Origin of the sequence: Pseudomonas sp. NPDC087814 (assembly GCF_044742865.1) — a bacterium.
In the GTDB taxonomy this organism is placed as follows: domain Bacteria; phylum Pseudomonadota; class Gammaproteobacteria; order Pseudomonadales; family Pseudomonadaceae; genus Aquipseudomonas.
Genome location: NZ_JBIUVK010000003.1, coordinates 43,774 through 67,619 on the forward strand (window position 1 = coordinate 43,774; position 23,846 = coordinate 67,619).

At 59.9% G+C, this 23,846-nt stretch carries 16 protein-coding genes and 1 pseudogene; 12 read left to right on the forward strand and 5 right to left on the reverse strand.

The window, feature by feature from the left end; genetic code table 11:
- Positions 1-22: 22 nt before the first annotated feature.
- Positions 23-625: a dTMP kinase gene (locus ACIOMR_RS03655; protein WP_401192501.1), complete on the forward strand. Its 603-nt coding sequence runs from the start codon at positions 23-25 to the stop codon at positions 623-625.
- Positions 626-657: 32 nt separating this feature from the next.
- Here the strand turns inward: ACIOMR_RS03655 and ACIOMR_RS03660 are convergent, their stop codons facing one another.
- Entirely contained in the window at positions 658-1,785 is a 1,128-nt protein-coding gene (locus tag ACIOMR_RS03660) for an NAD(P)/FAD-dependent oxidoreductase (protein WP_178903471.1), read from the reverse strand.
- A gap of 140 nt (positions 1,786-1,925) precedes the next feature.
- Between ACIOMR_RS03660 and valS the strand changes: the two genes are divergently transcribed.
- The 11 genes and pseudogenes from valS to ACIOMR_RS03715 all read left to right on the forward strand — a co-directional run bounded on the left by valS (position 1,926) and on the right by ACIOMR_RS03715 (position 18,681).
- The gene (valS, locus tag ACIOMR_RS03665; protein ID WP_401192270.1) at positions 1,926-4,493 is read left to right on the forward strand and encodes a valine--tRNA ligase; all 2,568 of its coding nucleotides are present in this window, start codon (positions 1,926-1,928) and stop codon (positions 4,491-4,493) included.
- A gap of 202 nt (positions 4,494-4,695) precedes the next feature.
- Positions 4,696-5,538: an oxidoreductase gene (locus ACIOMR_RS03670; protein ID WP_003217687.1), complete on the forward strand. Its 843-nt coding sequence runs from the start codon at positions 4,696-4,698 to the stop codon at positions 5,536-5,538.
- 17 nt (positions 5,539-5,555) lie between these two features.
- Positions 5,556-6,494, forward strand: a complete 939-nt coding sequence (locus tag ACIOMR_RS03675; protein WP_003217685.1) for an AraC family transcriptional regulator — start codon at positions 5,556-5,558, stop codon at positions 6,492-6,494.
- 181 nt (positions 6,495-6,675) lie between these two features.
- The gene (locus ACIOMR_RS03680; protein WP_003217684.1) at positions 6,676-7,188 is read left to right on the forward strand and encodes a sigma-70 family RNA polymerase sigma factor; all 513 of its coding nucleotides are present in this window, start codon (positions 6,676-6,678) and stop codon (positions 7,186-7,188) included.
- Positions 7,185-8,138 (forward strand): FecR domain-containing protein, encoded by a 954-nt coding sequence (locus tag ACIOMR_RS03685; protein ID WP_401192275.1) that lies wholly within the window; start codon positions 7,185-7,187, stop codon positions 8,136-8,138. Before ACIOMR_RS03680 ends, ACIOMR_RS03685 begins: the two co-directional genes overlap by 4 nt.
- 191 nt (positions 8,139-8,329) lie before the next feature.
- Complete coding sequence (locus ACIOMR_RS03690) at positions 8,330-11,269, forward strand: TonB-dependent receptor (RefSeq protein ID WP_401192278.1); 2,940 nt, start codon at positions 8,330-8,332, stop codon at positions 11,267-11,269.
- A 129-nt stretch (positions 11,270-11,398) separates the two neighbouring features.
- Positions 11,399-13,237 (forward strand): extracellular solute-binding protein, encoded by a 1,839-nt coding sequence (locus ACIOMR_RS03695; protein WP_177052054.1) that lies wholly within the window; start codon positions 11,399-11,401, stop codon positions 13,235-13,237.
- Complete coding sequence (locus tag ACIOMR_RS03700) at positions 13,224-14,288, forward strand: microcin C ABC transporter permease YejB (protein ID WP_401192281.1); 1,065 nt, start codon at positions 13,224-13,226, stop codon at positions 14,286-14,288. Before ACIOMR_RS03695 ends, ACIOMR_RS03700 begins: the two co-directional genes overlap by 14 nt.
- Positions 14,288-15,310, forward strand: coding sequence for an ABC transporter permease (locus tag ACIOMR_RS03705; RefSeq protein ID WP_173883025.1), 1,023 nt, complete (start codon positions 14,288-14,290; stop codon positions 15,308-15,310). The genes ACIOMR_RS03700 and ACIOMR_RS03705 overlap by 1 nt, the downstream gene beginning before the upstream one ends.
- Positions 15,311-15,325: 15 nt before the next feature.
- Positions 15,326-16,906, forward strand: coding sequence for an ABC transporter ATP-binding protein (locus ACIOMR_RS03710; RefSeq protein ID WP_401192284.1), 1,581 nt, complete (start codon positions 15,326-15,328; stop codon positions 16,904-16,906).
- A 626-nt stretch (positions 16,907-17,532) separates the two neighbouring features.
- Positions 17,533-18,681, forward strand: a pseudogene (locus tag ACIOMR_RS03715) (IS3 family transposase).
- Positions 18,682-18,696: 15 nt separating this feature from the next.
- Here the strand turns inward: ACIOMR_RS03715 and ACIOMR_RS03720 are convergent.
- The 4 genes from ACIOMR_RS03720 to ACIOMR_RS03735 form a co-directional block, all read right to left on the reverse strand.
- The gene (locus tag ACIOMR_RS03720) at positions 18,697-18,915 is read right to left on the reverse strand and encodes a hypothetical protein (RefSeq protein WP_087693821.1); all 219 of its coding nucleotides are present in this window, start codon (positions 18,913-18,915) and stop codon (positions 18,697-18,699) included.
- Between the two features lie 109 nt (positions 18,916-19,024).
- Positions 19,025-21,442, reverse strand: coding sequence for an ATP-binding protein (locus ACIOMR_RS03725; RefSeq protein WP_401192287.1), 2,418 nt, complete (start codon positions 21,440-21,442; stop codon positions 19,025-19,027).
- 2 nt (positions 21,443-21,444) lie between these two features.
- Positions 21,445-22,104 (reverse strand): response regulator transcription factor, encoded by a 660-nt coding sequence (locus tag ACIOMR_RS03730; RefSeq protein ID WP_177044997.1) that lies wholly within the window; start codon positions 22,102-22,104, stop codon positions 21,445-21,447.
- Positions 22,105-22,263: 159 nt separating this feature from the next.
- Entirely contained in the window at positions 22,264-23,568 is a 1,305-nt protein-coding gene (locus ACIOMR_RS03735; RefSeq protein WP_401192290.1) for an EAL domain-containing protein, read from the reverse strand.
- Between the last annotated feature and the right edge of the window lie 278 nt (positions 23,569-23,846).

Consider the following 23,846-nt stretch of genomic DNA (forward strand, 5'->3'; position numbering starts at 1 on the left):
TGGCCGTCCGTTGTTTGTTTCCATGGATGGGCCCAAGGGCACCGGCAAAACCACATTGCTGGAAGCCGTTACAAAAGCACTGAGGGCTGACAACAGAATGGTGATCCGGCTTTGCGAGAGAAAAAGCGATCCCTTCAGAAGTGAAACAATGACCCTCGTTAACAGACTCGCCAGGCATCCCGGCCTGGATCTGGAGTGGGAGGTTTGTGAACGCTTCGCTGATAGCCGCGCGTGGATTTCCCGGCACGTGCTGGCTAGACAGCCTCCAGGCAGCATCGTCCTGATCGACCGCTGGTACCCGTCTGATGCCGCGTTTCGCCGGGAAGTCCCGCTGGCAGAAATCCTGCAGTTGAACATTGATCGAAACGTGCAAGTGCCGGACCTGCATATCGGGGTCGTCACCGACCCTGATATCTCATGGGCACGGGCCGCGGCACGCCGGCGTGGGCTGAGCAGTACCGTGATCCACACGCTGGCAGAACATGTCGCCTGTACCCGGGCGTTCGAGCGAGCGGTTGCGGATCACGGCTGGGTGTTATGCCGGAATGAAGGAACCATCGAGGGCGCGACACGGCAGGTGGTTGCCGAAATTTATAACGTCCTTGAGTCCTTCCAGTGTGAATGACCCCACCAATACGGTCGGCTATCGAGCCCTGTTCAGGCACTTGCCCCGTTGAACATGCTGACCAGGCTATAGGGTGCATCGTCACCAAACAGCAACTCATGCAGTTCATTCCCCTCGGCAGCCATTTGCGCGCTGCGCGGGAACATAGCCTGTTCGTATTCGCCCAGGGCGGCTTCGACGTCATCAGGGTATGAGGCGATGGCCTTGCCGAGTTCGGCACCATCGTACATGGCCAGGTTGGCACCTTCGCCATTCGGGGCCGCAAGGTGTGCGGCATCACCGATCAGCGTTACGCCCGGCGCCCGCTCCCAGCGGTGCTCAACCGGCAGCATAAAGAGCGGGCGCCATACCAGTTCGGTGTCACTGTCGGTGATCAGCGCCGTGAGGGCAGGGGACCAGCCTGCGAATTCCTGCGCGATCCGTGCCGCCGCCGTTGGCGTGTCGGTGAAATCGATGGCGGCAAACCAGCTTTGGGATTCGGTGAGCACTACGTAGGTGTGCAGCGTGGCGCTCGTCTCACGGTGCGCCTGGATCCCTTTTCCCGGTTGAAGTGCGAACATCGCACCGCCACCTACCGCCCTGGAGGTGGCCGGGTGCCGGGCGTCGCTGTCATACAGGTAGGTTTCGATCAACGAGCGGCCCATGTACTCGGGGGCAGCGTCGCTGAGCAGCGGCCGGACCTTTGACCAGGCTCCGTCCGCGCCAACCAGCAGGTGGGTGGCAACGCAAGTACCGTCGGCGAAGGTCACTTCGTGGCGACCCTCGCCGAGGGCGCGCACGCTCTTGACCTTGTGGCCCCAGCGCACAGTACCGGCGGGCAGTGAATCGAGGAGCATCTTGCGCAGCTCGCCACGCATGACCTCGGGACGGCCGCCTGTGCCGTCGTCGGGTTGATCCAACAGAGTGGCACCCTGCCAATCAAGCACCCGAGTCGCCTCGCGACCTTTCAGGATAAGCGCGCGGAACTCGTCCGTCAGGCCCGCGGCCTGCAAGGCCAGTTGGCCGTTGTAGTCGTGGATATCGAGCATCCCGCCTTGGGCGCGTGCGGTTGCCGACGGCTCTGCTTCATAGACGGTGGCGGCAATACCGTGGACGTACAGCACGCGGGCCAGGATGAGACCGCCCAGGCCAGCACCGATGATTGTGACGGGGGTGTGCATAGGGTACCTGTTGAATGTGAGAAATCTTCCGGACTGTTTTTACGCTATTTTGTGGAAAAAATGGCCTGGTTCAAGGGCTTTACTTTCCGCAGGCGATTGAATATAAAGTTTGCTTCGGCGCACAACCGTTGTTGCGCCCCATGATGTTGACAGGAGGAAGCTATGTCACCGTTAAACGTGATGAAGTTCTAAACGATCAAACCGTCACCCCCTCGCTTGAAAACCTCGAAACACGCTGGTCTCAGCATTGGCAGCTCGAAGGCACGTATGCCTTTGACCACAGCGCCCAACGCGACGCTGTATTCTCCATCGACACGCCGCCACCGACAGCCTCAGGTTCGTTGCATGTTGGCCATGTCTTCAGCTACACCCACACCGATATCATCGCCCGGTTCCAGCGGATGCGCGGCAAGGCTGTGTTCTACCCCATGGGTTGGGACGACAATGGCTTGCCGACCGAACGCAGGGTCGAGAATTTCTACGGCGTACGTTGCGACGCGTTGGCCGCTTACCAGCCTGGCTTCAAACCCTCCGAGTCAATTCCATTAAAACGGGCTGACTTTGCCGTCATCAGTCGGCGCAACTTTATCGAGTTGTGCCATGAGCTGACGGCCATCGATGAGCAAGCGTTCCGTGCACTGTTCGTGCAACTGGGCTTGTCCGTTGATTGGAGTCTTTCATACGCCACCATTGATGAACGCTCCCAACGAGCCAGTCAGCGCGCGTTACTGCGTAACTACCAGCGTGGCGAACTGTATAGCCAGGAGGCTCCGTGCCTCTGGGATGTGACGTTCCAGACGGCCGTAGCCCAGGCAGAGCTTGAGGAGCGCGAGGTTGCGGGTGCGTATCACGAACTCGGCTTCGACGCGGCTGAAGGTGCCGAACTGAAGATTGCTACGACTCGACCTGAGTTGCTGATGGCATGCGTGGCGCTGGTGGCTCACCCGGACGACGCTCGTTATCAGGCGAGGTTCGGGCAGACCGTGCGTGCGCCGATTTTTGACCTGGACGTTCCGCTGCTGGCCCACCCTTTGGGTGACCCCGGCAAGGGCACCGGGTTGGCGATGGTCTGCACCTTTGGCGATCTAACCGATGTGATTTGGTGGCGGGAGTTGCAGCTGCCCACACGGTCAGTCCTGGGAAAGGACGGGCGCCTGTTACTTGAGACGCCCTCCTGGTTGACGACTCCGCGCAGCCAACAGGTCTACGCAGGCCTGGCCGGCCGTACCCTGTCCCAGGTTCGTACGCAGCTCGTTTCGATGTTGCGTGACTGCGGCGCCATGCGAGATGAACCACGACCGATTAAACACGCGGTAAAGTTCTTCGAGAAAGGCGACCGGCCTTTGGAAATTCTCGCGACGCGGCAATGGTACTTGCGCAATGGCGGACGCGACGCGAACCTGAGGGACGTGTTGCTCGACGCTGGCCAGGCGTTGGACTGGCATCCGCCGCACATGCTCAGGCGTTACGAGCATTGGGTAGGGGGGTTGAATGGAGACTGGCTAATCAGTCGCCAACGTACGTTCGGCGTGCCGATTCCGTTCTGGTATCGCCTGGACGCACAAGGCGAAGCCGAGCATGGCGCTCCGATTATCGCCAGTGAGGCAAGCCTGCCTGTTGATCCGGGCCTGGATACGCCACCGGGCTATCGATCCGAACAACGTGGTCAACCCAACGGGTTTATCGGTGAACAAGACATCATGGACACCTGGGCCACCAGTTCCCTGACGCCTCAGATTGCCGGCGGCTGGGGAGAGGACGATGGGTTGTTTGCCAAAATATACCCGATGGACCTCAGGCCCCAAGGTCACGACATAATCCGAACCTGGCTGTTCTCGACACTGGTACGCAGCCATTTTGAACACGGTTGCGCGCCATGGCGCAACGTCGCGCTTTCCGGGTGGATCCTTGATCCTGATCGCAAGAAAATGTCCAAGTCCAAGGGGAATGTGGTCACCCCTCAAGCCTTGCTCGACCAGTATGGAAGTGACGGCGTGCGCTATTGGGCGGCCTCGGCGCGGCTCGGCAGTGACACAGCCTTTGAAGAGCAGCAGATGAAAATCGGCCGCCGCCTGGCCGTCAAGCTGTTCAATCTTTCGAGGTTGGTTCAAGGCTTTGCGAAGGATGACACCGGGGATATCGACCAACCGCTGGATCAAGCCATGCTTGAACGCTTGGGTGGCGTAGTCCAGGACGCTACCGTTGCGCTGGAGGCATACGACTACAGCGGGGCGTTGTCGCGTATCGAAGGATTCTTCTGGTGGTTTTGCGATGACTACGTCGAATTGGTCAAGCGTCGTGCCTATCGACCCGACGGCTACTCGGCGCGTAATGCATTGGCACATGCGCTGAGCGTGCAGCAGCGACTGTTTGCGCCATTTCTACCCTTTGTGTGTGAGGAGGTCTGGCAATCCTGGAATTGCGGCTCAGTGCACAAGGCGCCCTGGCCGCAAGGGGACGCTTGCCCTGACGCGGCTGTTGAACAGTTATTGATGAGCCTGAGCAGCGTGCTGTCTGCGATTCGCAAAGCAAAGTCTGACGCCAGCCAATCCATGAAGGCTCCGGTAGCACGTGTTGAGCTGGTCGACAGCGCCGCGCAGCTTGAACTGATAAAAGGCGTCAGCCAAGACCTGATAGAGGCGGGGCAGGTCGAGGCCTTGGTGTTTATAGAGGGCGCGGAGCGGCAGGTCGATGTCTGGCTGACGTAACGTGGAGTGGTGCCGACCGCCTCAGTGACACCCACTGGGGCGGGCCGGACCACGCATCAGCCTGCGTCAATCGAGCCACATCGGGACAATTGAGAGTACGAGTAGAAGCGAATAGGAATAGGCAAGCCTCATAGATGATCCGGCATAGGTCGCCAGCGGTGGCTTGGCTACCATTAGCACTCAGTAACCGAGAGGAATTTCCATGAGCACTCGCAAAACCCTGTTCATCACCGGCATCAGCAGCGGCTTTGGCAAAGCCCTCGCGACCGAGGCACTGGCTGCAGGCCACCGTGTCATTGGTACCGTTCGCAACGAAGCCGCGCTGCAAACGTTCGAGGCATTATCAGCGGAGCGTGCTCATGGCGTGATCCTGGATGTCACCGACTTTGAGCGGATCGACAGCGTCGTTGCCGAGATCGAGACCCGCTACGGCCCGGTGGATGTCCTGGTGAACAACGCAGGTTACGGCCATGAGGGCATTTTCGAAGAGTCGCCGCTGGAAGAAATGCGTCGTCAGTTCGACGTCAACGTGTTCGGCGCCGTTGCCGTGACCAAGGCGTTTGTGCCGTACTTCCGCCAGCGCCGCAGCGGGCACATCATCAACATCACGTCCATGGGCGGCACCATCACGATGCCGGGTATCGCCTACTACTGCGCCAGCAAGTTCGCGCTGGAAGGCATCTCCGACACCCTGAGCAAAGAACTCAAGCCATTCAACATTTTTGTCACCGCTGTGGCGCCAGGCTCATTTCGCACCGATTGGGCCGGCCGCTCGATGCAGCGTACGCCCCGCAGCATCGCCGACTACGATGCCAGCTTTGATCCGGTACGCCAGGCGCGCGAAGCGAAAAGCGGCCACCAGTTGGGGGACCCGCAAAAAGCTGCGCAAGCCATGCTGCAGTTGATCGCCAGCGACAACCCACCGGCCCACCTGCTGCTCGGCAGCGATGCGATAGGCTTTGTGCGCGAAAAGCTGACGCAATCCCTGCGTGACATCGACCAATGGGAAGCACTGACACGCTCTACGGATGGTCACGCTTCGTGAAACCGCAAGAGGGGCCTATGAATCATTTTGCAGCGCGAACCCGGCGCATGGTCCAACTGATGGAGCAGTTGGCCCCCCTGGAGGGCTACAACCTGAGCGCACTGGAAGACATACGCTTCCTGCGCTCCAATCGCCCGCTGACCCGCACGCCAGTGCTCTACGAGCCTGGCATCGTCATCCTGTGCCAGGGGCGCAAGCTCGGCTATCTGGGCGATGAGGTCTACCTTTACGACGCCCAGCACTACCTGGTGGTGTCTGTGCCAGTGCCTTTCACCATGGAGACCGACGCCAGCGAAGAGGAACCGATGCTGGCGGTATACATGCGCCTGGATTTCAAACTCGCTGGCGAACTGATCCTGGAAATTGACGAAAAATCCGGTCCGACCCACGAACGTCCCAAAGGCATGTATTCCTCGCCGATGGACGAGATGTTGCGCGAGTCCACACTGCGCTTTCTCGAAGCGATGAGCCATCCGGTCGACGGCCCGATCCTCGGCCCCTCGCTGGTGCGCGAGATTTACTACCGGATCATCGCAGGTGAACAAGGAGGGTCCATGCGGGCGGCCCTTGGCAAGCAAGGCCATTTCGCAAAGGTGACCCGCGCCATTCGCAAGATACACAGCTGTTACCAGGAGCGGCTGGACGTCGAGTGCCTGGCCCAGGAGGCGAGTATGAGCGTACCCAGCTTTCATCTGCACTTTCGAACAGTCACCGACTCCTCACCCATGCAGTACCTGAAATCGACTCGTCTGCACCAGGCAAGGTTGTTGATGCTCCGCGACGACATGTCGGCCTCATCTGCGGCTTTTAACGTGGGCTATGAAAGCGCATCGCAGTTCAGCCGAGAGTTCAAGCGCTACTTCGGCCGCACACCCCATGCTGAAGTCGAATGGATGAAAGCAACCTATTCGCTGCCAGCGCCGGCGCAGCCTTCTGTCTATGTGTCTTCGCACTGACCTGACAGCCAGGGCGCTGCCCCGTATCTGATTTTTCTGCATATGCCAATTTGACAGGCTATTGTTATTTTTTATTCTTTCCTAACCTATGCTCCCCTCATGCAAAGTCCGCCTCCAGCGATGGCTTTCCATTGCTCATCAACCGCCAGGCTGAATGGCCTTTATTCGCATGGAGCATGCAATGGGTGTGAATCAGAACCCACATTTCGGTCTGATTGGGCAGATGTTCAAAAGTGACTACAGTTGGCTTTGCACGCGGGTAAGCCGGGCGATGGGTTGCGCCCATGGGGCTCAGGACATTGCATCGGAGACCTTCCTGCGGGTACTGGCATTGCCCGACCCTTCGCAAATCCGCGAGCCGCGGGCGTTGCTGACCACCATCGCGCGGCGCCTGATGTATGAGGGCTGGCGTCGCCAGGACCTGGAACGTGCCTACCTGGAAGCATTGGCCCAGGCGCCGATGATGGTGCACCCGTCGCCCGAGGAGCGTTTGCTGTTGATCGAGACGCTGCTGGAAGTCGACCGCTTGCTCGACGGTTTGTCGGCCAAGGCCAAGGCGGCGTTTTTGTATCACCAGCTGGACGGTTTGACCTATGCGCAGATCGCCGAGCGCCTGCAGGTCTCGGTCAGCCGGGTTCAGCAGTACATGGCCGATGCGTTCAAGCGCTGCTACCTGGCGATGACACAGCCATGAGCCACAGCGCGCCGGATGAGGCGATCATCGACGAGGCAGCACAGTGGATGGCGTTGCTGCAATCCGGGCACGCCAGCGCTCAGGAGCACCAGGCGTTCCGTCGCTGGAGTGAGGGCGACCCACGGCGTGCCGAAATCTTCAACATGATGGGCGGCGTTCCGGCCGTGCTGAACAATGACGAACTGCGCCGCATGCCCCGCGACAGCCTGTTGCACACCCTCAACGCACCGTCGGGCCGCCGGCGCTTCTTGCGCAATACCCTGGCGCTGGTTGGCGTTGTGTCGTTTGGAAGTCTGATCACGCGGCTGTCCGACACCTGGTTGCCGTTGGGCGCTTTGCGCACCGGTACGGGCGAGCGCCTGAACCTCACGCTGGAGGATGGCAGTGCATTGACCCTGGATGCGCGCAGCAAGGTGCTGACGCATTTCGATGCTCGGCAACGGCTGTTGCAGTTGCTCGACGGCAAGTTGCTGGTGGACGTTTTCAAGGACAGTCTCAGACCGTTTATCGTCGAGACCGAACACGGCCGCATGCGCGCGTTGGGTACGCGGTTTCTGGTACAGCAGGGCGAGGATCGAACCCAAATCACGATGCTGCATTCCCAAGTGGAAATCACCACGCGCGACGGCGCTGTGCAGGTGATCAGTGCCGGCCAGAAAGCCACGTTCAATGCCCACGGCATCCTCGACCTGGAAACCGCCAGCGGCGGCGAGGCCTCGTGGACCCAAGGCTTGCTGGAAGTGCGTGACCGCTCATTGGGTGAAGTGGTGCAAGCCCTGCGTGACTACCGGCGCGGCATCATCCGCGTCAGCCCCGAGGCGGCGAGCCTGAGGCTGAGCGGGATTTTCCCGCTGGACGACAGCCAGGGCGCCCTGCAATTGCTGGCCAAATCCCTGCCGGTGCAGATCGATTATCACAGCCCTTATTGGGTCAGTATCGAGCGCCGATAAAAATAATTTTCCCAGCCCTATAAAACCCCCGCCACTGTTGCACAACCCAATACAGGCCAGGGTGTATCTGCCTGGGAGTGTTGTTTCGGGCCGTTATAAACCCATGCTTTTTTAGCCTAACGGCCGCCTATAAAAAACCCCGATCTGTTGTTCAACCCATCAACGGCATATCAATGATGGGAACCTCAACCATGCAACTCAAACCTCTCAGTCGCGCATCTCTGGCGGCACTGTCTCTGACGATTGGCCTGACCTTGGCGGGACATGGCACGGCGGTGCTGGCACAGCCGCTGTCTGCGATATCGACCACCCAGACTTTTGATTTTGATATCGCCAGCGGCCCCCTCGACCAAGCGCTGTTGACCCTGTCACGCAGCAGCGGGCAGATCATTTCCTTCCAGCAAGACCTTGTGCAAGGCCTGACCAGCGCGCCGGTGCGGGGCACCTTCACCACCGAGCAAGCGCTGCGACAGGCACTGCGCGGTGCAGCCCTTGACGCCGTGCCCAGTGGCGACGGCGGTTGGACCCTGCGCCGGGCGGCCAAGCCACCTGCAGCGGCGGTCAAGGCTGCGCCCACGGCGGCGAAAGTCCCGGGTGATGTGGCGTTGGAAAAGGTCGTGGTCACGGGGTCACGCATTGCCCGTGCCCAGGTTGAAGGGCCGTCGCCGGTCACGGTCATCACCGCTGACGAAGTCACCCGCAGGGGCTACAAAAACGTCTACGACGCCATCGCTTCGCAAACCCAGAACACCGGCATGACCCAGGGCGAAGACTACGGCAACACCTTCCAGCCGGCCGCCAGTGCCCTCAACCTGCGAGGGCTGGGGCCGAACCACACGCTGGTGCTGATCAACGGCAGGCGCGTGGCCGACTACCCCACGGCGTACGATGGCGCGGTCAACTTCACCAACCTTGCGAACATCCCGGCGGTGATGATCGAGCGTATCGAGATCCTCAGCAGCGGCGCCTCGGCGGTGTATGGCTCCGACGCGATTGCCGGGGTGGTGAACATCATCCTCAAAGACAAAATCAGCGGCGTGGACGTCAATCTGCGTGGTGGCGCCGCCGAGCGTGGCGGCGGAGACAACCAGCGCCTGCAGATCAGCGGCGGCGACACCTGGGGCGATTTTGACGGGGTATTCGGCCTGGAGCTGACCCAGCGCCAACCGATCTGGGCCAACCAGCGCGGCTTTATGAGCGACGGCCCGGCCAAGGATGTGGGCTACCGCCGTAACCTCGACAGCGGCGCCTACCTCGGCCCCGGCTGCGGCGCCTATGGCGGTATCTACAACGGCAAGCTCGGTGGTGGCAGCACCCGCTGCACCACCAACCAGTACTACAACGACTACTGGACCTTGCAGGCGCAAAAGGAAAACTATGACGGCTACACGCGCGGCACCTGGCATTTCAGCGACACCGGCAAAGTGTTTGCCGACTTGATGTTTGGCTTTGATCACACGCAGAACAACACGCGCGGCCCAAGCTTCACCTCGCCGGACTTTATCAACCGCAACACCGGTAACCTGGAGCGCTGGTCACGCAACTTTTCCAGCGAGGAAATCGGTGGCAAGACCAGCAACAACAGCAAATGGCGCGAAGTGTCCTGGACCGGCACCCTGGGCCTGGAAGACAAGTTCACCAACAGTGATTGGGGTTATCAGATTGCGGCGAACCGCTCCGAGTACACCAGCGACCGCACCACCCGCTACACGCCTTTGAGCGGCATCCGCGATTACTACCTCGGGCCGCAACTGGGCACACAGGACGGGCACCCGGTCTTCGCGCCAGACCCTTCGCGGCTGGACCAGCCGCTGACTCCGGAGCAGTGGGATCAGTTTCGCGGCAACCTGGTGCAGAAGAGTAAATCGGTTTCCCAAACCTTCAGCGCCAACATCAACGGCGACCTGTTCGAGCTGCCCGCCGGGCCGGTGGGCTTTGCCGGTGTGACCGAAGTGGGGCGGCAATCCTACAGCGTCGATGTCGACGACCAACTCAATGACGGCACGTTTTACAACACCACGCCGGCCTCCAATTCAGGCGGTTCGCGTGACCGCTACGCCGCGGGTGGCGAGCTGAGCATTCCCGTTACCGACACCTTGCTCGCCTCGGCGGCCGGGCGCTGGGACCAATACAAATTCAGTGGCCGCACCGAGCAACAAAAAACCTACAATCTGGGCCTGGAATGGCGCCCGGTGACCAGCCTGCTGTTTCGTGGTAGCTACGGCACCAGCTTTCGCGCACCCGACCTCAACTACCTCTACCAGGCCGCGACCAATGGCTACACGCCTGACCAGATCGACTATTACGGTTGCAGCAAGGGCGTAGAGGGGGCGTGTGACCGAGGCCGCGTGGATTACACCCAGACCGGTAATTCGGACCTCGCCTCCGAGCGTGGCAAGTCCTGGACGTACGGCTTTGTCTGGTCGCCTTCGCATCAGTTTGATTTCTCCGCCGACTTCTGGCGCGTTGAAATCAAGGACCTGTTGACCACCGTCGACATCAACCGCTTGCTGCAACAGGAAAACCAGTGCCGCAACGGCCAGCTTGATGCGACCACTTGCGCCGACGTCCTGGCACGCATCCAGCGCAATGCCAGCACGGCGGCAGTGGACCCGAACGTGCTGCAACGGGTGCAGGTCAATGCGATCAACGCCGCCAGCGAGCGGGTCAGCGGCCTGGACCTCAAGAGTAATATTCGCTGGGGCGCAGGCCAGTACGGCGCGTTCAGTTCGGCGATTGGCTACAGCCTGGTGCTGTCCCACTACCTCAAGGAATCGGACGATGCGCAAACCCAGAACCTGCGCTCCAGCACCGACAACCACGACTGGCGCAGCAAGGTCAACGCGAGCCTGACCTGGGACTACCAGCACCTCACCACCACGCTGACCGGCATTCGCTACGGCAGCGTGACCAATGGCGCCGGCGATGGGCGCCTGTCGCCGTGGACCACCTTCAACGCCAGCGCCCGTTACCAGGTGAACGAGCAGGCGAGTGTCGGCCTGACCGTCAACAACCTGCTCAATCAGGTCAAGCACGATGACTCCGCCGGCTGGCCGTATTACCCCAGCGGCAACTACGACCCCTATGGCCGCCAGGTCTGGCTGGACGTGAGTTACCACTTCGGCAAGTAGCGCATAAGCCCATGCGCTAACGGTCTAACCGGTGCTCTATAAAAACCCTGGCGTCGACGCACAACCCTGCATAAGTGAGCCTTCAGTGTTTTTGGAAAAGGAGTTGAGTTTGTGAGCCTGTTTCGCTTCATGGTGTGGGCACTGCTGACGGGCCTTTGGGCGCCGTCACTGCTCGCTCAACCGACGCACGCTTTGACGGTATACGGCGAAGCGCCCAAGTACCCGGCCAACTTCAAACACCTGGATTACGTCAACCCGAACGCGCCCAAGGGCGGCAGTTTTCGTCGCTCGTCCATGGAAGGCGGGGCGTTTGATCACCTGATCCCGTATGTCGACAAAGGCACCGGCATCACCCAGATCCAGGGTTGGCTCTACAGCCCGTTGGCGTACCGTTCGCAGGATGAGCCGTACACCGTGTACGGGTTGGTCGCGCAAGGCATGGAGCTGGCAGATGACCATTCATGGCTGCGTTTCTACCTCAATCCCAAGGCGCGTTTTGCCGATGGCACGCCCATCACCGCGCAGGACGTGGCCTACACCTTCAAGCTGTTCACCACCGAAGGCAGCCTGGCGTATCGCCAAAGCTTTGCCGATGTGGACCAGGTGCTGGTGGAATCGCCGACCCAAGTGCGGTTCACCTTCAAAAGCGCCGACAATCGCACCTTGCCTCTGGACCTCGCTTCACTGCCGGTGCTGCCGGAACATTGGTGGCAGGGGCGCAATTTCGCCAACGGCGGCGGCTTTGAACCGCCGGTGGGCAGCGGCCCGTACCGTATCAGCAGCGTGGACAACGGCCGCAGTGTCACCTTCGAACGGGTCAAGGATTGGTGGGGGCGAGACCTGCCGGTGACGCAGGGGCAGTACAACTTCGACACCCTGCGGCTTGAGTTTTTTGCCGACGGCGACGTGTCGCGCCAGATCCTGCAAGCCCAGGGTTACGACTTCAATCGCGAATTTTCCGCCACCAGTTATTCGGTGGGCTACGACGGCGAGGCTTTGCGCGACGGTCGTCTGCAACGTGAACAACTGGCACCGAATGCCGTGCAGGGCACCCAGGGTTTTGTGTTCAACCTGCAAAAACCGCAGTTCCAGGACCGCCGCGTGCGCGAGGCGCTGAGCCTGTTGTGGGATTTCGACTGGAGCAACCGGCAGATGATGCACAGCCTGTACCTGCGCCAGCGCAGCTTCTTTTCCCGCAGCGCATTGGCGGCCACCCAGCTGCCGGATGCCCAGGAGCTGGCCATTCTGGAACCCTGGCGCGGGCAAGTGCCGGAGGAGGTGTTCACCCAGGTCTACCAGCCGCCGCGCACCGATGGCAGCGGGCGCATTCGGCCGCAGCAGGCGCAAGCGCTGAAGTTACTGGCCGAGGCGGGCTGGACCCCGCGCGGCGACCAGTTGGTTAACGCCGAGGGCACGCCGTTGCAGTTCACCTTCCTGAATGCCCAGAAAGGCTTCGAGCGTTTGCTGCTGCCCTACAAACGCAACCTGGCGCAGATCGGCATCGGCTTCACGATCCGCATGATCGACTCGGCCCAATACGCCAACCGCGTGCGCGCACGGGACTACGACATGATCGTCAACGGCTACCCGGTCAGCCCATCGCCGGGCCGCGAGCTGACCAACTACTTCGGTTCCGAGAGTGCCGATGACCCTGGCTCCAACAATTACATGGCACTGCGCAACCCGGCGGTGGACGCCTTGATCGATGGCCTTGTCCGCGCCAACGACCGCCCGACCATGGTGCGCTACGCCCATGCCCTCGACCGCGTGTTGCAGTGGGGCTTCTACTGGATTCCCAACTATTACCCGCCGGGCTCGTCCTCGCTGTGGTGGAACCGTTTTGGTCGGCCCCGCACAGCGCCGCTCAATGACGTGGGCATCGACACCTGGTGGGAAGTGAGCCCGACACCGCTGACCACCGCACAGATGCGTCAACTGACTGAGGCTTCCCAACATGCTGGCCTATAGCGCGCGCCGTTTATTGCTGATCGTACCAACGTTGGTGTGCATCCTGCTGGTCAACTTTTTTATCGTGCAAGCCGCCCCGGGTGGCCCGGTTGAGCAAGCCATCGCGCGCTTGCAAGGCATCGGCACCCAAGCGTCGGTGGCCGGCACACGGGTGGAAACCGGCAGCACTGAATCGCGCACAACTCGTGGCCTGGACCCCGCGCTGGTGGCCGATATCGAGCGCCAATACGGCTTCGACAAGCCCCTTGGCGCGCGCCTTTGGTTGATGCTCAGCAGCTACGCGCGGCTGGATTTTGGCGATAGCTTCTTTCGCGGCGCCAAGGTCACCGACCTGATCCTGCAAAAACTGCCGGTGACTTTGTCCCTGGGCTTCTGGGCCACGCTGATCAGTTACCTGGTGTCGATCCCGCTGGGCATCCGCAAGGCCGTGCGCCATGGCAGCCGCTTCGATGTGTGGAGCAGTGCGGCGGTCATTATCGGCCACGCCATGCCGGCGTTCCTGTTCGCCTTGCTGCTGATCGTGGTATTCGGCGGCGGTAGCCTGTTGAACTGGTTTCCGGTGCGCGGCCTGGTCTCGGAGAATTTTGCCAGCCTGTCATGGGCGGGCAAGGTCGTGGACTACTTCTGGCACCTTGTCTTGCCGGTATCGGCGCTGGTGATTGGCGGCTTTGCCACACTGACCATCCTCACCAAAAACAGCTTCCTCGACGAGATCAGCCGCCAGTACGTAGTGACCGCGCGGGCCAAGGGTTTCAGCGAAAAACAGGTGCTGTACAAACACGTGTTTCGCAACGCCATGCTGCTGATCGTGGTTGGCCTGCCCCAGGCGCTCACCGCGATGTTGTTCGGCGGCTCGTTGCTGATTGAAGTGATTTTCTCCCTCGACGGCCTCGGTCGCCTGAGCTACGAAGCGGCAGTGGCACGGGACTATCCCGTGGTCTTCGGCACGCTGTTTATCTTTACCCTGGTCGGGTTGGTCATCAAGTTGCTGGGCGACCTGTGCTACCGCCTGCTGGACCCCCGGCTGGATTTTTCCGCGAGGTCGCATTGATGCCGGTTTTTACTCCGATTACTCGTCGCCGCTGGCTGCACTTCAAGCGCAATCGCCGCGGCTGGTGGTCGCTGTGGATGTTCCTGGCGCTGTTCGCCGTATGTCTGGGTGCCGAACTGCTGGCCAACGACAAGCCATTGGTGATGGCGTACCAGGGCTCGCTGTATTTCCCGGCCTTCGAGCGCTACACCGAGCAGGATTTCGGCGGCACGTTGCCGTTTCAGCCGGATTACCGTGACCCTTACGTGCATGAACTGATTGAAGGGCAGGGCGGCTGGATGCTGTTTGCGCCTATTCCGTTCAGCTACGACACGGTCAACTACGACCTCACGACCCCTTCGCCGGCGCCGCCCAGCGCGAGCAACTGGCTGGGCACCGATGATCAAGCCCGGGATGTATTGGCGCGGGTGATTTTCGGCACCCGGGTATCGCTGTTATTTGCCTTGGCGCTGACCGTGGTGAGCACTTTGATCGGGGTCGCCGCCGGCGCGCTGCAAGGCTATTACGCCGGTTGGGTCGACCTGTTGGGGCAGCGCCTGATCGAGATCTGGTCGGGGCTACCGGTCCTGTACTTGCTGATCATCTTGTCCGGATTTGTCGAACCGGGTTTCTGGTGGCTGCTGGGGATCATGGCGCTGTTTTCCTGGCTGACCCTGGTGGATGTGGTGCGCGCCGAGTTCCTGCGCGGGCGCAACCTGGAGTACGTGAAGGCCGCGCGGGCCCTGGGTGTGGGCGATGTTCAGGTGATGTTGCGGCACATTCTGCCCAACGCGCTGACTGCCACCTTGACCTACTTGCCGTTCATTTTGACCGGGGCCATTTCGACCCTCACCGCCCTGGATTTTCTTGGCTTCGGCATGCCCACGGGCAGTGCGTCCCTGGGTGAGTTGATCGGCCAGGGAAAAAACAACCTGCAAGCCCCGTGGCTGGCGCTGACCGCGTTTTTTGCGTTGGCGTTGATCCTGTCCCTGTTGGTGTTTATCGGCGAAGCCTGCCGCGACGCCTTCGACCCCCGATCCTGATAAGCGAGCTGTGCCGTGACTGACGCGTTGATTGAAATTCGTAACCTGAAAGTGGCGTTCGACGGGCACAAAGCGGTGCGTGGCATCGACCTGGATATTCACCCGGGCGAGTGCCTGGCGCTGGTGGGCGAGTCGGGCTCCGGCAAATCGGTGACCGCCCACTCGATCCTGCAATTGCTGCCGCCCCACACCACGCGTACCCAGGGCAGTATTCGCTACCAGGGCGAAGAGCTGCTCGGCGCGCGGCCGGAGCGTTTAAGGCAGATTCGCGGCGATCGCATCGCGATGATCTTTCAGGAGCCGATGACCTCGCTCAACCCGCTGTACAGCGTGGAACGGCAGCTGTCCGAAACCCTGCTGCTGCACAAAGGCCTGGGCGGTGCGGCGGCGCGTGAGCGTGTGTTGGAGTTGCTCGAACTGGTGGGCATCCAACAGCCGCGCCAGCGCCTTGCGGCGTACCCGCATCAGCTCTCCGGGGGGCAGCGCCAGCGGGTGATGATCGCCATGGCCCTGGCTTGCGAACCGCTGCTGTTGATCGCCGACGAGCCCACCACGGCCCTGGACGTGACCGTGCAGCGACGCATTCTTGCGCTGCTCAAAGACCTGCAGCAACGCCTGGGCATGGCGCTGCTGTTGATCAGCCACGACCTCAACGTGGTGCGCAGCATCGCCCAGCGCGTGGCGGTGATGCGCGCCGGCCAGATCGTCGAACAGGCCGACTGCCAGGCACTGTTTGCCGCGCCGCAGCACGCCTACAGCCGGCAGTTGCTCGAGGCCGAGCCCGAGGGCAGGGCGGTGGTGCGTGAGACGGCGGACAACCTGCTGGAAGTGGACAACCTCAAGGTCTGGTTCCCGCAAGGCGGCCTGCTGCGGCGCAAACCGCCGATCAAGGCGGTGGACGGCATCGACCTGCGCCTGCAACGTGGCAAAACCTTGGGCATCGTCGGCGAATCCGGCTCGGGCAAATCCACCCTTGGCCAGGCGATCCTGCGGTTGATCGACGCCCAAGGCAGCATTCGCTTCGATGGCCAGGCCCTCGACGCACTCAAAGGCAAGGCCCTGCGTCCCTGGCGGCGCAAACTACAGGTGGTGTTTCAAGACCCGTTCGGCAGCCTCAGTCCGCGCATGAGCGTGCAGCAAATCATCGAAGAAGGCCTGCGCGTACACACGGACCTCAATGCTTGCGCGCGCGAAGCTCAAGTGATTGCCGTGTTGCGCGACGTCGGACTCGACCCCGATACGCGCCATCGCTTCCCCCACGAATTCTCCGGCGGCCAGCGCCAACGCATCGCAATCGCCCGCGCACTGGTGATTAAGCCGGATTTGATATTGCTCGACGAGCCCACCTCAGCCCTCGACCGCACCGTGCAAAAGCAGGTGGTGAGCTTGCTGCGCAGGTTGCAGGAGGAACATGGGCTGACGTACTTGTTCATCAGCCACGACCTGGCGGTGGTAAGGGCGTTGGCTCACGACTTGATCGTGGTGAAGGATGGCGTGGTGGTGGAGGCGGGGAGTACCGAGCAGTTGTTCGACGCGCCGGAGCATGCCTATACGCGGGATTTGCTGGTAGCGTCGTCGTTGAGGAATCGCGAGTAGTACAGCCTAGTGGGCGCTGATCTCACGCTTTACCGTCTGCAGTGCTTCTGCCAACAACCAGTCCCGGAACGTCGTCAGTTTGGGCAGGCTGGCGCACTCAGGCCGATAAATGACGTAGTAGGCCAGATCCGAGTGTTCGGCGTAATGGCGGTCGGGTCTTTTTCGTCGGGTGGGCTGCTGTCGGCTTATGGCTGGAATACAGTGCTGTGGGTTTCGCTTTTACCGCTGGTGTTGGCTGTCGTCGCGCTGGCACTGACTGTCCCCAAGTACATGGCCGGTCGGTTTGATCTGAAAGGGCAAGGTGCGTTAGCCACTCGAGCGCATTTCCTGCTCAAGCAAATCCCGGGCGCTATACGTCATTTAACAAGTGGGCGATGCCAGATGTTCACAAGCTGCTCGTAAGCCCACTCCGCTGGGCTCAATGCGCTCAAAATGAATGTGCTTGTTCATCGATTAATGTTCATGGACGAGGTTTTCCGCTCGTCTGGTCGATCCGACCTTTGGCAGCTACTTAAGCGGTGGCTGGCGGCGAGGGCCTGAACGGCGGCCCTTTTGTCTAACGTGTGAATCGCCCCGGGTTTCATAGACACCTCTTTGCCTTAAACTGAGGCCAATTAGGAGGTGCCATGAGCAACCCGCGTTACTCCGAAGAATTCAAAATCCAAGCAGTCAATCAAGTGACCGAAAAGAAGCTGCCTGTCGCTGAGGTAGCCGCCCGTCTCGGCGTGTCGACGCATAGCCTCTATGCCTGGATAAAGCGCTACAGCAAACCCCAAGAAGAACGGCAGCAGGATGATGATCAGCACGCTGAACTGCGTCGCCTGAGAGCGGAACTTAAGCGCGTCACTGAAGAGCGAGACATATTAAAAAGGCCGCCGCGTACTTTGCCAAGGAGTGCGGTTGAAGTACGCCTTTATCAAGCAGCGAGCGGGCGACTATTCGATTCGACGGCTTTGCCTGACGCTGAAAGTCCATCCCAGTGGTTATTACGCTTGGTTGTCTGAACCGCAATCTGCACGTGCTAAAGACGATCAACGATCACTGGGTTTAATCAAGCATTCGTGGCTGGAAAGCGGTGGCGTTTATGGCTATCGAAAAATCCATGACGATCTGCGCGAGGTCGGTGAGGATTGTGGTCGGCATCGTGTGGCGAGGCTGATGCGTCTTGAAGGTCTGCGCTCTCAGACAGGGTACCGACTCCGCCCTGGCAAGTACGGCGATAAGCCAGCGGTCGCTTCACCCAATTTACTGAAGCGCCAGTTCGATGTCGTAGAATCCAACAAAGTTTGGGTCACCGATATCACCTACATTCGCACGTATGAAGGCTGGCTGTATTTGGCGGTGGTGCTGGATCTGTTTTCTCGTCAGGTCGTCGGCTGGTCAATGAAGTCGCAGATGACCAGTGATTTGGCCATTGATGCGTTATTGATGGCGGTTTGGAGGCGTAAACCGAACCAGGAGGTGATGGTTCACTACGACCAAGGTAGCCAGTACAGCAGCTATGATTGGCGCAGCTTTTTGAAGGCAAACAATTTGGTTGCCAGCATGAGTCGCCGAGGCAACTGTCATGACAACGCCGTGGCCGAGAGCTTTTTCCAGCTTCTGAAACGGAACGGATCAAGCGGAGAATCTACACCACGCAGGAAGACGCTCGTAGTGATGTGTTCGATTACATCGAGATGTTCTACAACGTAAAACGCCGCCATGGTTTCAACAATCAGCTGTCACCGGTAGAGTTTAAAAAGCGTTACGCAATGAGCTTGCAAGGTGTCTAGAGAATCCGGGGCGATTCACAGTGCCTCATATTCTCGCGTGGCCATTTCCTTTGAAAGTTCGCGCAAAAATTCCGCCTCGCTTTGCAGCAGCGTGACGATATTTAGGACATTACTGGCTTCGGCCGCGGTCAACTTGCGCAATAGACTCAGCAAGTCAACGGCGCAGGCTTCGTTAACGGAGGCTGACTCTATCAGCCTTAGTTGCCGTTTTTGAATCTCGTGCAAAGGATCCATCATTCAAACCTTGGGAGCGGTTGAGTTAGTCTTTAGCTGACAAGACCGATTTTCAGGGGGGCAGGGCGGTGAATCACATCAGACTGCTCTTAATTCACAGACCCGAATCTCAATCTGCCGCGGGAGGGACGGGCGGGTCGAAAACGGGATGGCTGAAGCTCGTGGAGCGAAACCCATGAAGCAGTGCCTGTAAGGTCGTGGCGCAGGTTGGGTCGCTCCATGGCGTGGCAGTCCTGAGAAGGGCCTCCAGCTGTCCCGCTTGGCGGGCCACATCTGGCCATTCGATACTGAGTGCTGCGCCGTGTAGACGGTGGGCTGCGTGGAGGGCCGGTTCCAGGTTGCGCAGAACCATCCCTTCAAGTAGCGCCAGTAGGTCCCGTTCCAATGCTTCAAGGATCTGCTGGTGACCCACAGGTTGCCGTGGGGCGAAGGGGTGTGGCAGTAAAGTCAGGGTCACGCCGCACCATAACTCGATTGCATCCTGCAACTTGCCAAGGCTGATCGGCTTGCTGAGGATGCCATCCATGCCGGCATCAAAGCATCGGGCGACATGCTGGTTGCCCGTAGAGGCGGAGATCGCAATGATGGGGCAGCGCGTTTGCGCGGCATCCTGTTCGATCATGCGGAACAGGCGCGTCAGCGAATAGCCGTCCTGGTCCGGTAGGTCACAGTCCATCAAGATCAGGTCATATGTGCCTTGTTCGAAGCAATCCACGGCCTGGGCGCCGTCCCTGGCGATCACCGGTGTGCAGCCGAACCCCTCGATCTGTGCCTGCAATACCGCTTGGTTGGCGACGGTGTCCTCCACAACCAGAATGCGCAATGCCTTTGGTGCGGATGTCGCTGACCAGTTCGTGGCGGGGAGCACGGTTTCGGCCTCTGTCGAGTCGGGCGGTGCCAACTCCGCGGTCAATGACAATTCAACACGCGTTCCCTTGCCCGGCGAACTGTCCAGTGTGAGGGTGCCGCCCATTAGTTTGAGCAGGTCGCGACAGATGACTAGCCCCAGGCCGGTGCCACCTGAGCGCTTATAGGATTGTGCTGCTTGGCTGTAAGGCTGGAAAAGGCGCGCCTGGCTTTCCTGGCTCAGGCCGATCCCGGTATCGGTGACGGTCAATCGCAGCTCCTTGTTGCGCGACGAAGCCAGGTCACTGATCGCATAGGTAACTTCCACTCCGCCGATTTCGGTGAACTTGATGGCATTGGACAGCAGGTTGTGCAGCACCTGCCCAATACGTGTGCTGTCGAGCATCAACAGTGGCAGGTGGGATTCGCCATTGACGCAGATCGATAAATGCTTCTCCCGGGCCCGCAAGCGATGCAGATCAACGACGTTATGCACCAGGGTGCTGATGCTCACCGGCTCGTATTCGAGCTTGACCTGCCCCGCATCGAGCTTGGATATATCCAGCACGTCATTGAGCAGCCTCAACAATGATTGCGCGCCGTGATTGGCCAGGTCGGCAAAGTGCTGTTGCTGCTTGTCCAGCGGCGTATTGCGCAACAGTTCGACTGCAGCCACCACTGCGTTCATCGGCGAGCGGATTTCATGGCTCATGACTGCCAGGAACATCGCCTTTTCCCGCTCGTTGCGCTCGGCGCGCTGGCGCATGCGCTGGGTTTGGTAAATCGTGATGAGCAATAGCACTACCACTAGGACAATTAACGCGATCTCATGAGGGTAGTGGGACACAACTTCCCTGAGTGGCAGGTCCGGGGTGGCATGCTCGCGCAGCCAATTGGCGTGCAGGACGCGAACTTCGTCAGGGGTGACCGAGTCGAGCGTCTTCTGGATGATTGAGTGCAGTAAAGGCTCGGTTTTCCGAGTGCCCATGGCAATTTGCGACGCCATGCCGGTGAGCACCCCGGAAATCTGCAATTGGCCCTGGAACTGTCGATAGAGGAACGGCAGCAGATAGGCTTCGGTGGCCACTGCAGCATCAGCGGTCCCTTCGGCAACTTGCTGCAGCATCGTCAGGGCGCTGCCACCTATGATCAGTTTCGCCCCGGGTGCCTTCGTTGCAAGGAAATCACTGTAGCGGTCGAAGTAGGGCAAGGTCACGGTCAACCGGTCCAGCTGTTCGGCCTCGAAAAGAGGCGCGCGCCCGATGCGGGTGATGATGACCGTGGTGGTATTCAAATAGGCTGAAGTCAGCAGCAACCGGGGATTTTTACCTCCGGGCCCATTAAGCCTGACAGTGGAGATAAGGTCTGCCTTACCGGTCATCAGCAGCTCTATGCGATCCTGGATCGAGTGAGCGGAAACGTAGTCGATCTTCATGCCGGTCTTGTGGGCAATCAGCTGCAAATATTCAGCTGACAGCCCCTTGAGGCGGCCGTTCTCCACGTATTCGATTGGAGAAAGACTGCCCACTACGGCGACACGCAATACCGGATGATGTTCGATCCAGACTCTTTCCTCGACGCTTAAATCAGGTCCGGGAGGCCGCGCGCCGGCGTTAGCCCATGTTGCGGCCATCAACAGGCACAGGCTGGTGCCCCAACGAACGCGGTTCATCGTCATCATGTCTAGTCCAGGGTTTTCATGATCTTGAACAAGCCGTTGTTAGAGGTGACCCCAAGCTTGCGAAAAGCGGTGGCCTTCTGCGTACTGATGGTCTTGATGCTGCGATTGAATTTCTCGGCGATCTCCGTCACGGTCATGCCTTCCAGATAGCAGCGGATCACTTCCTGCTCCCGCGCCGACAAGGCCGCGCGCTGCAAGGCGTTATCACTGATCGATATTTGTGTCGATTCGTCTGGCCTGGCCGCATCGGCCACTTGGTAAGACATATCGGCACTCAAGTAAATGGCGCCCGAAGCAACGGTACGGATCGCCTTCACCAGGCTTCCCAGCCCCTCATCTTTGCCTACAAAACCGCGCGCTCCTACACGCAAGGCAAGCGAGACGGTAGCCGACTCATGATGGCTTGATAGCACCAGAATACGACAGTCAGGGAAGCGGCTTCGCAAGGCGCGAATCAGGGAGACGCCATCGAGTTCATCCCGTCCCAGAGCAAAGTCCAGCAGCAAGACGTTGGCGGGCATCGTCGCCATGCCGCGTATCAGTTCGCGACTGGTTTCATAGACGCCAACAATCTCGATGGATGACTCTTCAGCGAGGTGGCTGACAAGGCCGTGGCGTACCACTGCATGATCATCAAGGATCGCTATGCGTATGGTTTTCATGGATGCCAATGGACACTCGAAAGTAGCCGGATAACTAATTGATTAAAGACCATCTCTCAATTCGGCTCCAGCAGGGGTGAAGATACCGTTTAACCACGCCGTGATTGTTTCAGCACACGCGAGGCAATGTTTGCAGGAACAATGGACGTAAGCGCATCCCTAGGCGGTGATCATGCTCAGGAATACATCGCTCTCCATGGGCCGGGCCAGAGCGAAACCCTGCCCGGTGTTGCAGCCCAGCCTGCTCAGCAACTCGATGCTCTCGGTATCTTCAATACCTTCGGTGATCAAGTTGATATTGAACAACTGCGCCAGAGCGACGATCCCCGAGATGATTTCTGAAGAGTGGGCAAACTGGCCCACCGCACGCACCAGGGCTCCGTCAATCTTCATCTCGTCGAATGGCATGCGTGACAGCAAGGACAACGTCGCGGCGCCGGCACCGAAGTCGTCCAGGGACACCGGAAAGCCTTTGGCGCGCAACGCAGTGATCGAGGCTGAAAGGGCCAGCTCGCTGTCGGGCGCCAAGTCTTCGGTCAGCTCTATCTTGAGGCGTTTGCAAGGCAACCCCGCCCGATGCATCTTTTGCGCAAGTCTCGTGGCCAGGCCATGGGCGCAGAGCGTGCGTGCCGAAGCGTTGATGGCGATGGGGATATCAATGCCTGCACGGTTTAACTTGCCCAGGGTGTCGATCACGGTCTTCTCGATAAAGCTGAACAACAACAGATCCAGCCCGAGCTGGTTGATCATCGGGATCAGGACCGAGGGTGGCACATCCCCGTGCCGTGGATGGTGCCAGCGGATTAGGGCTTCCGCGCCGACAATCGCTCGTGTCGCCAGGTCATATTGGGGCTGGTAGACCACTCTTAATCCTTCGCCGGTGGCGAGGGCTGCCACAACCTCATCGTCATTGAGCAGTTGCTCCAGTTTTTCCTCATGTGGACTGCGCGGTGCCGGATGGGCGGTATGCGCCAATTGACTGATCACTGCCAAGAGTTTCTCGGGTTGTTGCTCCACCGCGATCTCTACCCGGATACCTGAAGCCCTGGCCAGGCGTGCATGGGAAGCCAGCGCTGCCGTCGAGACGCCATTGAGAGTGTGCGTCCAGCCCTGCTCAATGCCTGCGGTCAGTAAGCCGGGGGGGAGCGCATGCTCGGATTGTGGCTGTGCGGTCCAGACGATATGCGGAATGCTGTGTAGCAGCCCGGAAGCATTCAGGTCGCTGACACAGCACGGCAACATCAAGCTGTCGACATGGTCGGCATGAACCTGCGCGACGATGATGTCGACAGGTTGCTTGCGCAGGCGCGTCATCAACTCGCTCAACGAATCGATGTGTTCGATAAGAAAAAGGGGGCTCCCGTTGAGCAGCGTGGCTACGCGGTGGGCGTACTGCTCGTCACTGGCCAGGATGACCAGACTTTGCAGGGCGCGCTCGGAGGGAACGATGACTTGGGCTGCCATCAGCTGATGCTCAGTGGTTGTGGTGAGGTCACATTTGAGCAAAGGCGATGTGAGAGAAATATAAGACTGGGACTAAATCGCGGCTGGACCCCTTTCTGGGGGCCCGGCTTGTGCTGATCCGAAATTTAAGAGCAGTCCGATATCGGCATTGGCGAGCGCTCGACAGAATTCACCCCGATTCATGGCGGCTCGCAGCATGTGCGGGCATTACAGAACGAGTGCACGCACGCTGTCGCCAACAGCTGTTGCTTCTGCGCTTCAATGCCACTTCGTGAGGC

Excerpts from the sequence above, each read along its gene's own strand:
- valS (WP_401192270.1), top strand. The coding sequence starts at position 1,926 with ATGATGTTGACAGGAGGAAGCTATGTCACCGTTAAACGTGATGAAGTT.
- ACIOMR_RS03705 (WP_173883025.1), top strand. The coding sequence starts at position 14,288 with ATGCCGGTTTTTACTCCGATTACTCGTCGCCGCTGGCTGCACTTCAAG.
- ACIOMR_RS03700 (WP_401192281.1), top strand. The coding sequence starts at position 13,224 with ATGCTGGCCTATAGCGCGCGCCGTTTATTGCTGATCGTACCAACGTTG.
- ACIOMR_RS03690 (WP_401192278.1), top strand. The coding sequence starts at position 8,330 with ATGCAACTCAAACCTCTCAGTCGCGCATCTCTGGCGGCACTGTCTCTG.
- ACIOMR_RS03730 (WP_177044997.1), bottom strand. The coding sequence starts at position 22,104 with ATGAAAACCATACGCATAGCGATCCTTGATGATCATGCAGTGGTACGC.
- ACIOMR_RS03735 (WP_401192290.1), bottom strand. The coding sequence starts at position 23,568 with ATGGCAGCCCAAGTCATCGTTCCCTCCGAGCGCGCCCTGCAAAGTCTG.
- ACIOMR_RS03725 (WP_401192287.1), bottom strand. The coding sequence starts at position 21,442 with ATGATGACGATGAACCGCGTTCGTTGGGGCACCAGCCTGTGCCTGTTG.
- ACIOMR_RS03685 (WP_401192275.1), top strand. The coding sequence starts at position 7,185 with ATGAGCCACAGCGCGCCGGATGAGGCGATCATCGACGAGGCAGCACAG.
- ACIOMR_RS03675 (WP_003217685.1), top strand. The coding sequence starts at position 5,556 with ATGAATCATTTTGCAGCGCGAACCCGGCGCATGGTCCAACTGATGGAG.
- ACIOMR_RS03695 (WP_177052054.1), top strand. The coding sequence starts at position 11,399 with ATGGTGTGGGCACTGCTGACGGGCCTTTGGGCGCCGTCACTGCTCGCT.
- ACIOMR_RS03660 (WP_178903471.1), bottom strand. The coding sequence starts at position 1,785 with ATGCACACCCCCGTCACAATCATCGGTGCTGGCCTGGGCGGTCTCATC.
- ACIOMR_RS03720 (WP_087693821.1), bottom strand. The coding sequence starts at position 18,915 with ATGGATCCTTTGCACGAGATTCAAAAACGGCAACTAAGGCTGATAGAG.
- ACIOMR_RS03680 (WP_003217684.1), top strand. The coding sequence starts at position 6,676 with ATGGGTGTGAATCAGAACCCACATTTCGGTCTGATTGGGCAGATGTTC.
- ACIOMR_RS03670 (WP_003217687.1), top strand. The coding sequence starts at position 4,696 with ATGAGCACTCGCAAAACCCTGTTCATCACCGGCATCAGCAGCGGCTTT.
- ACIOMR_RS03655 (WP_401192501.1), top strand. The coding sequence starts at position 23 with ATGGATGGGCCCAAGGGCACCGGCAAAACCACATTGCTGGAAGCCGTT.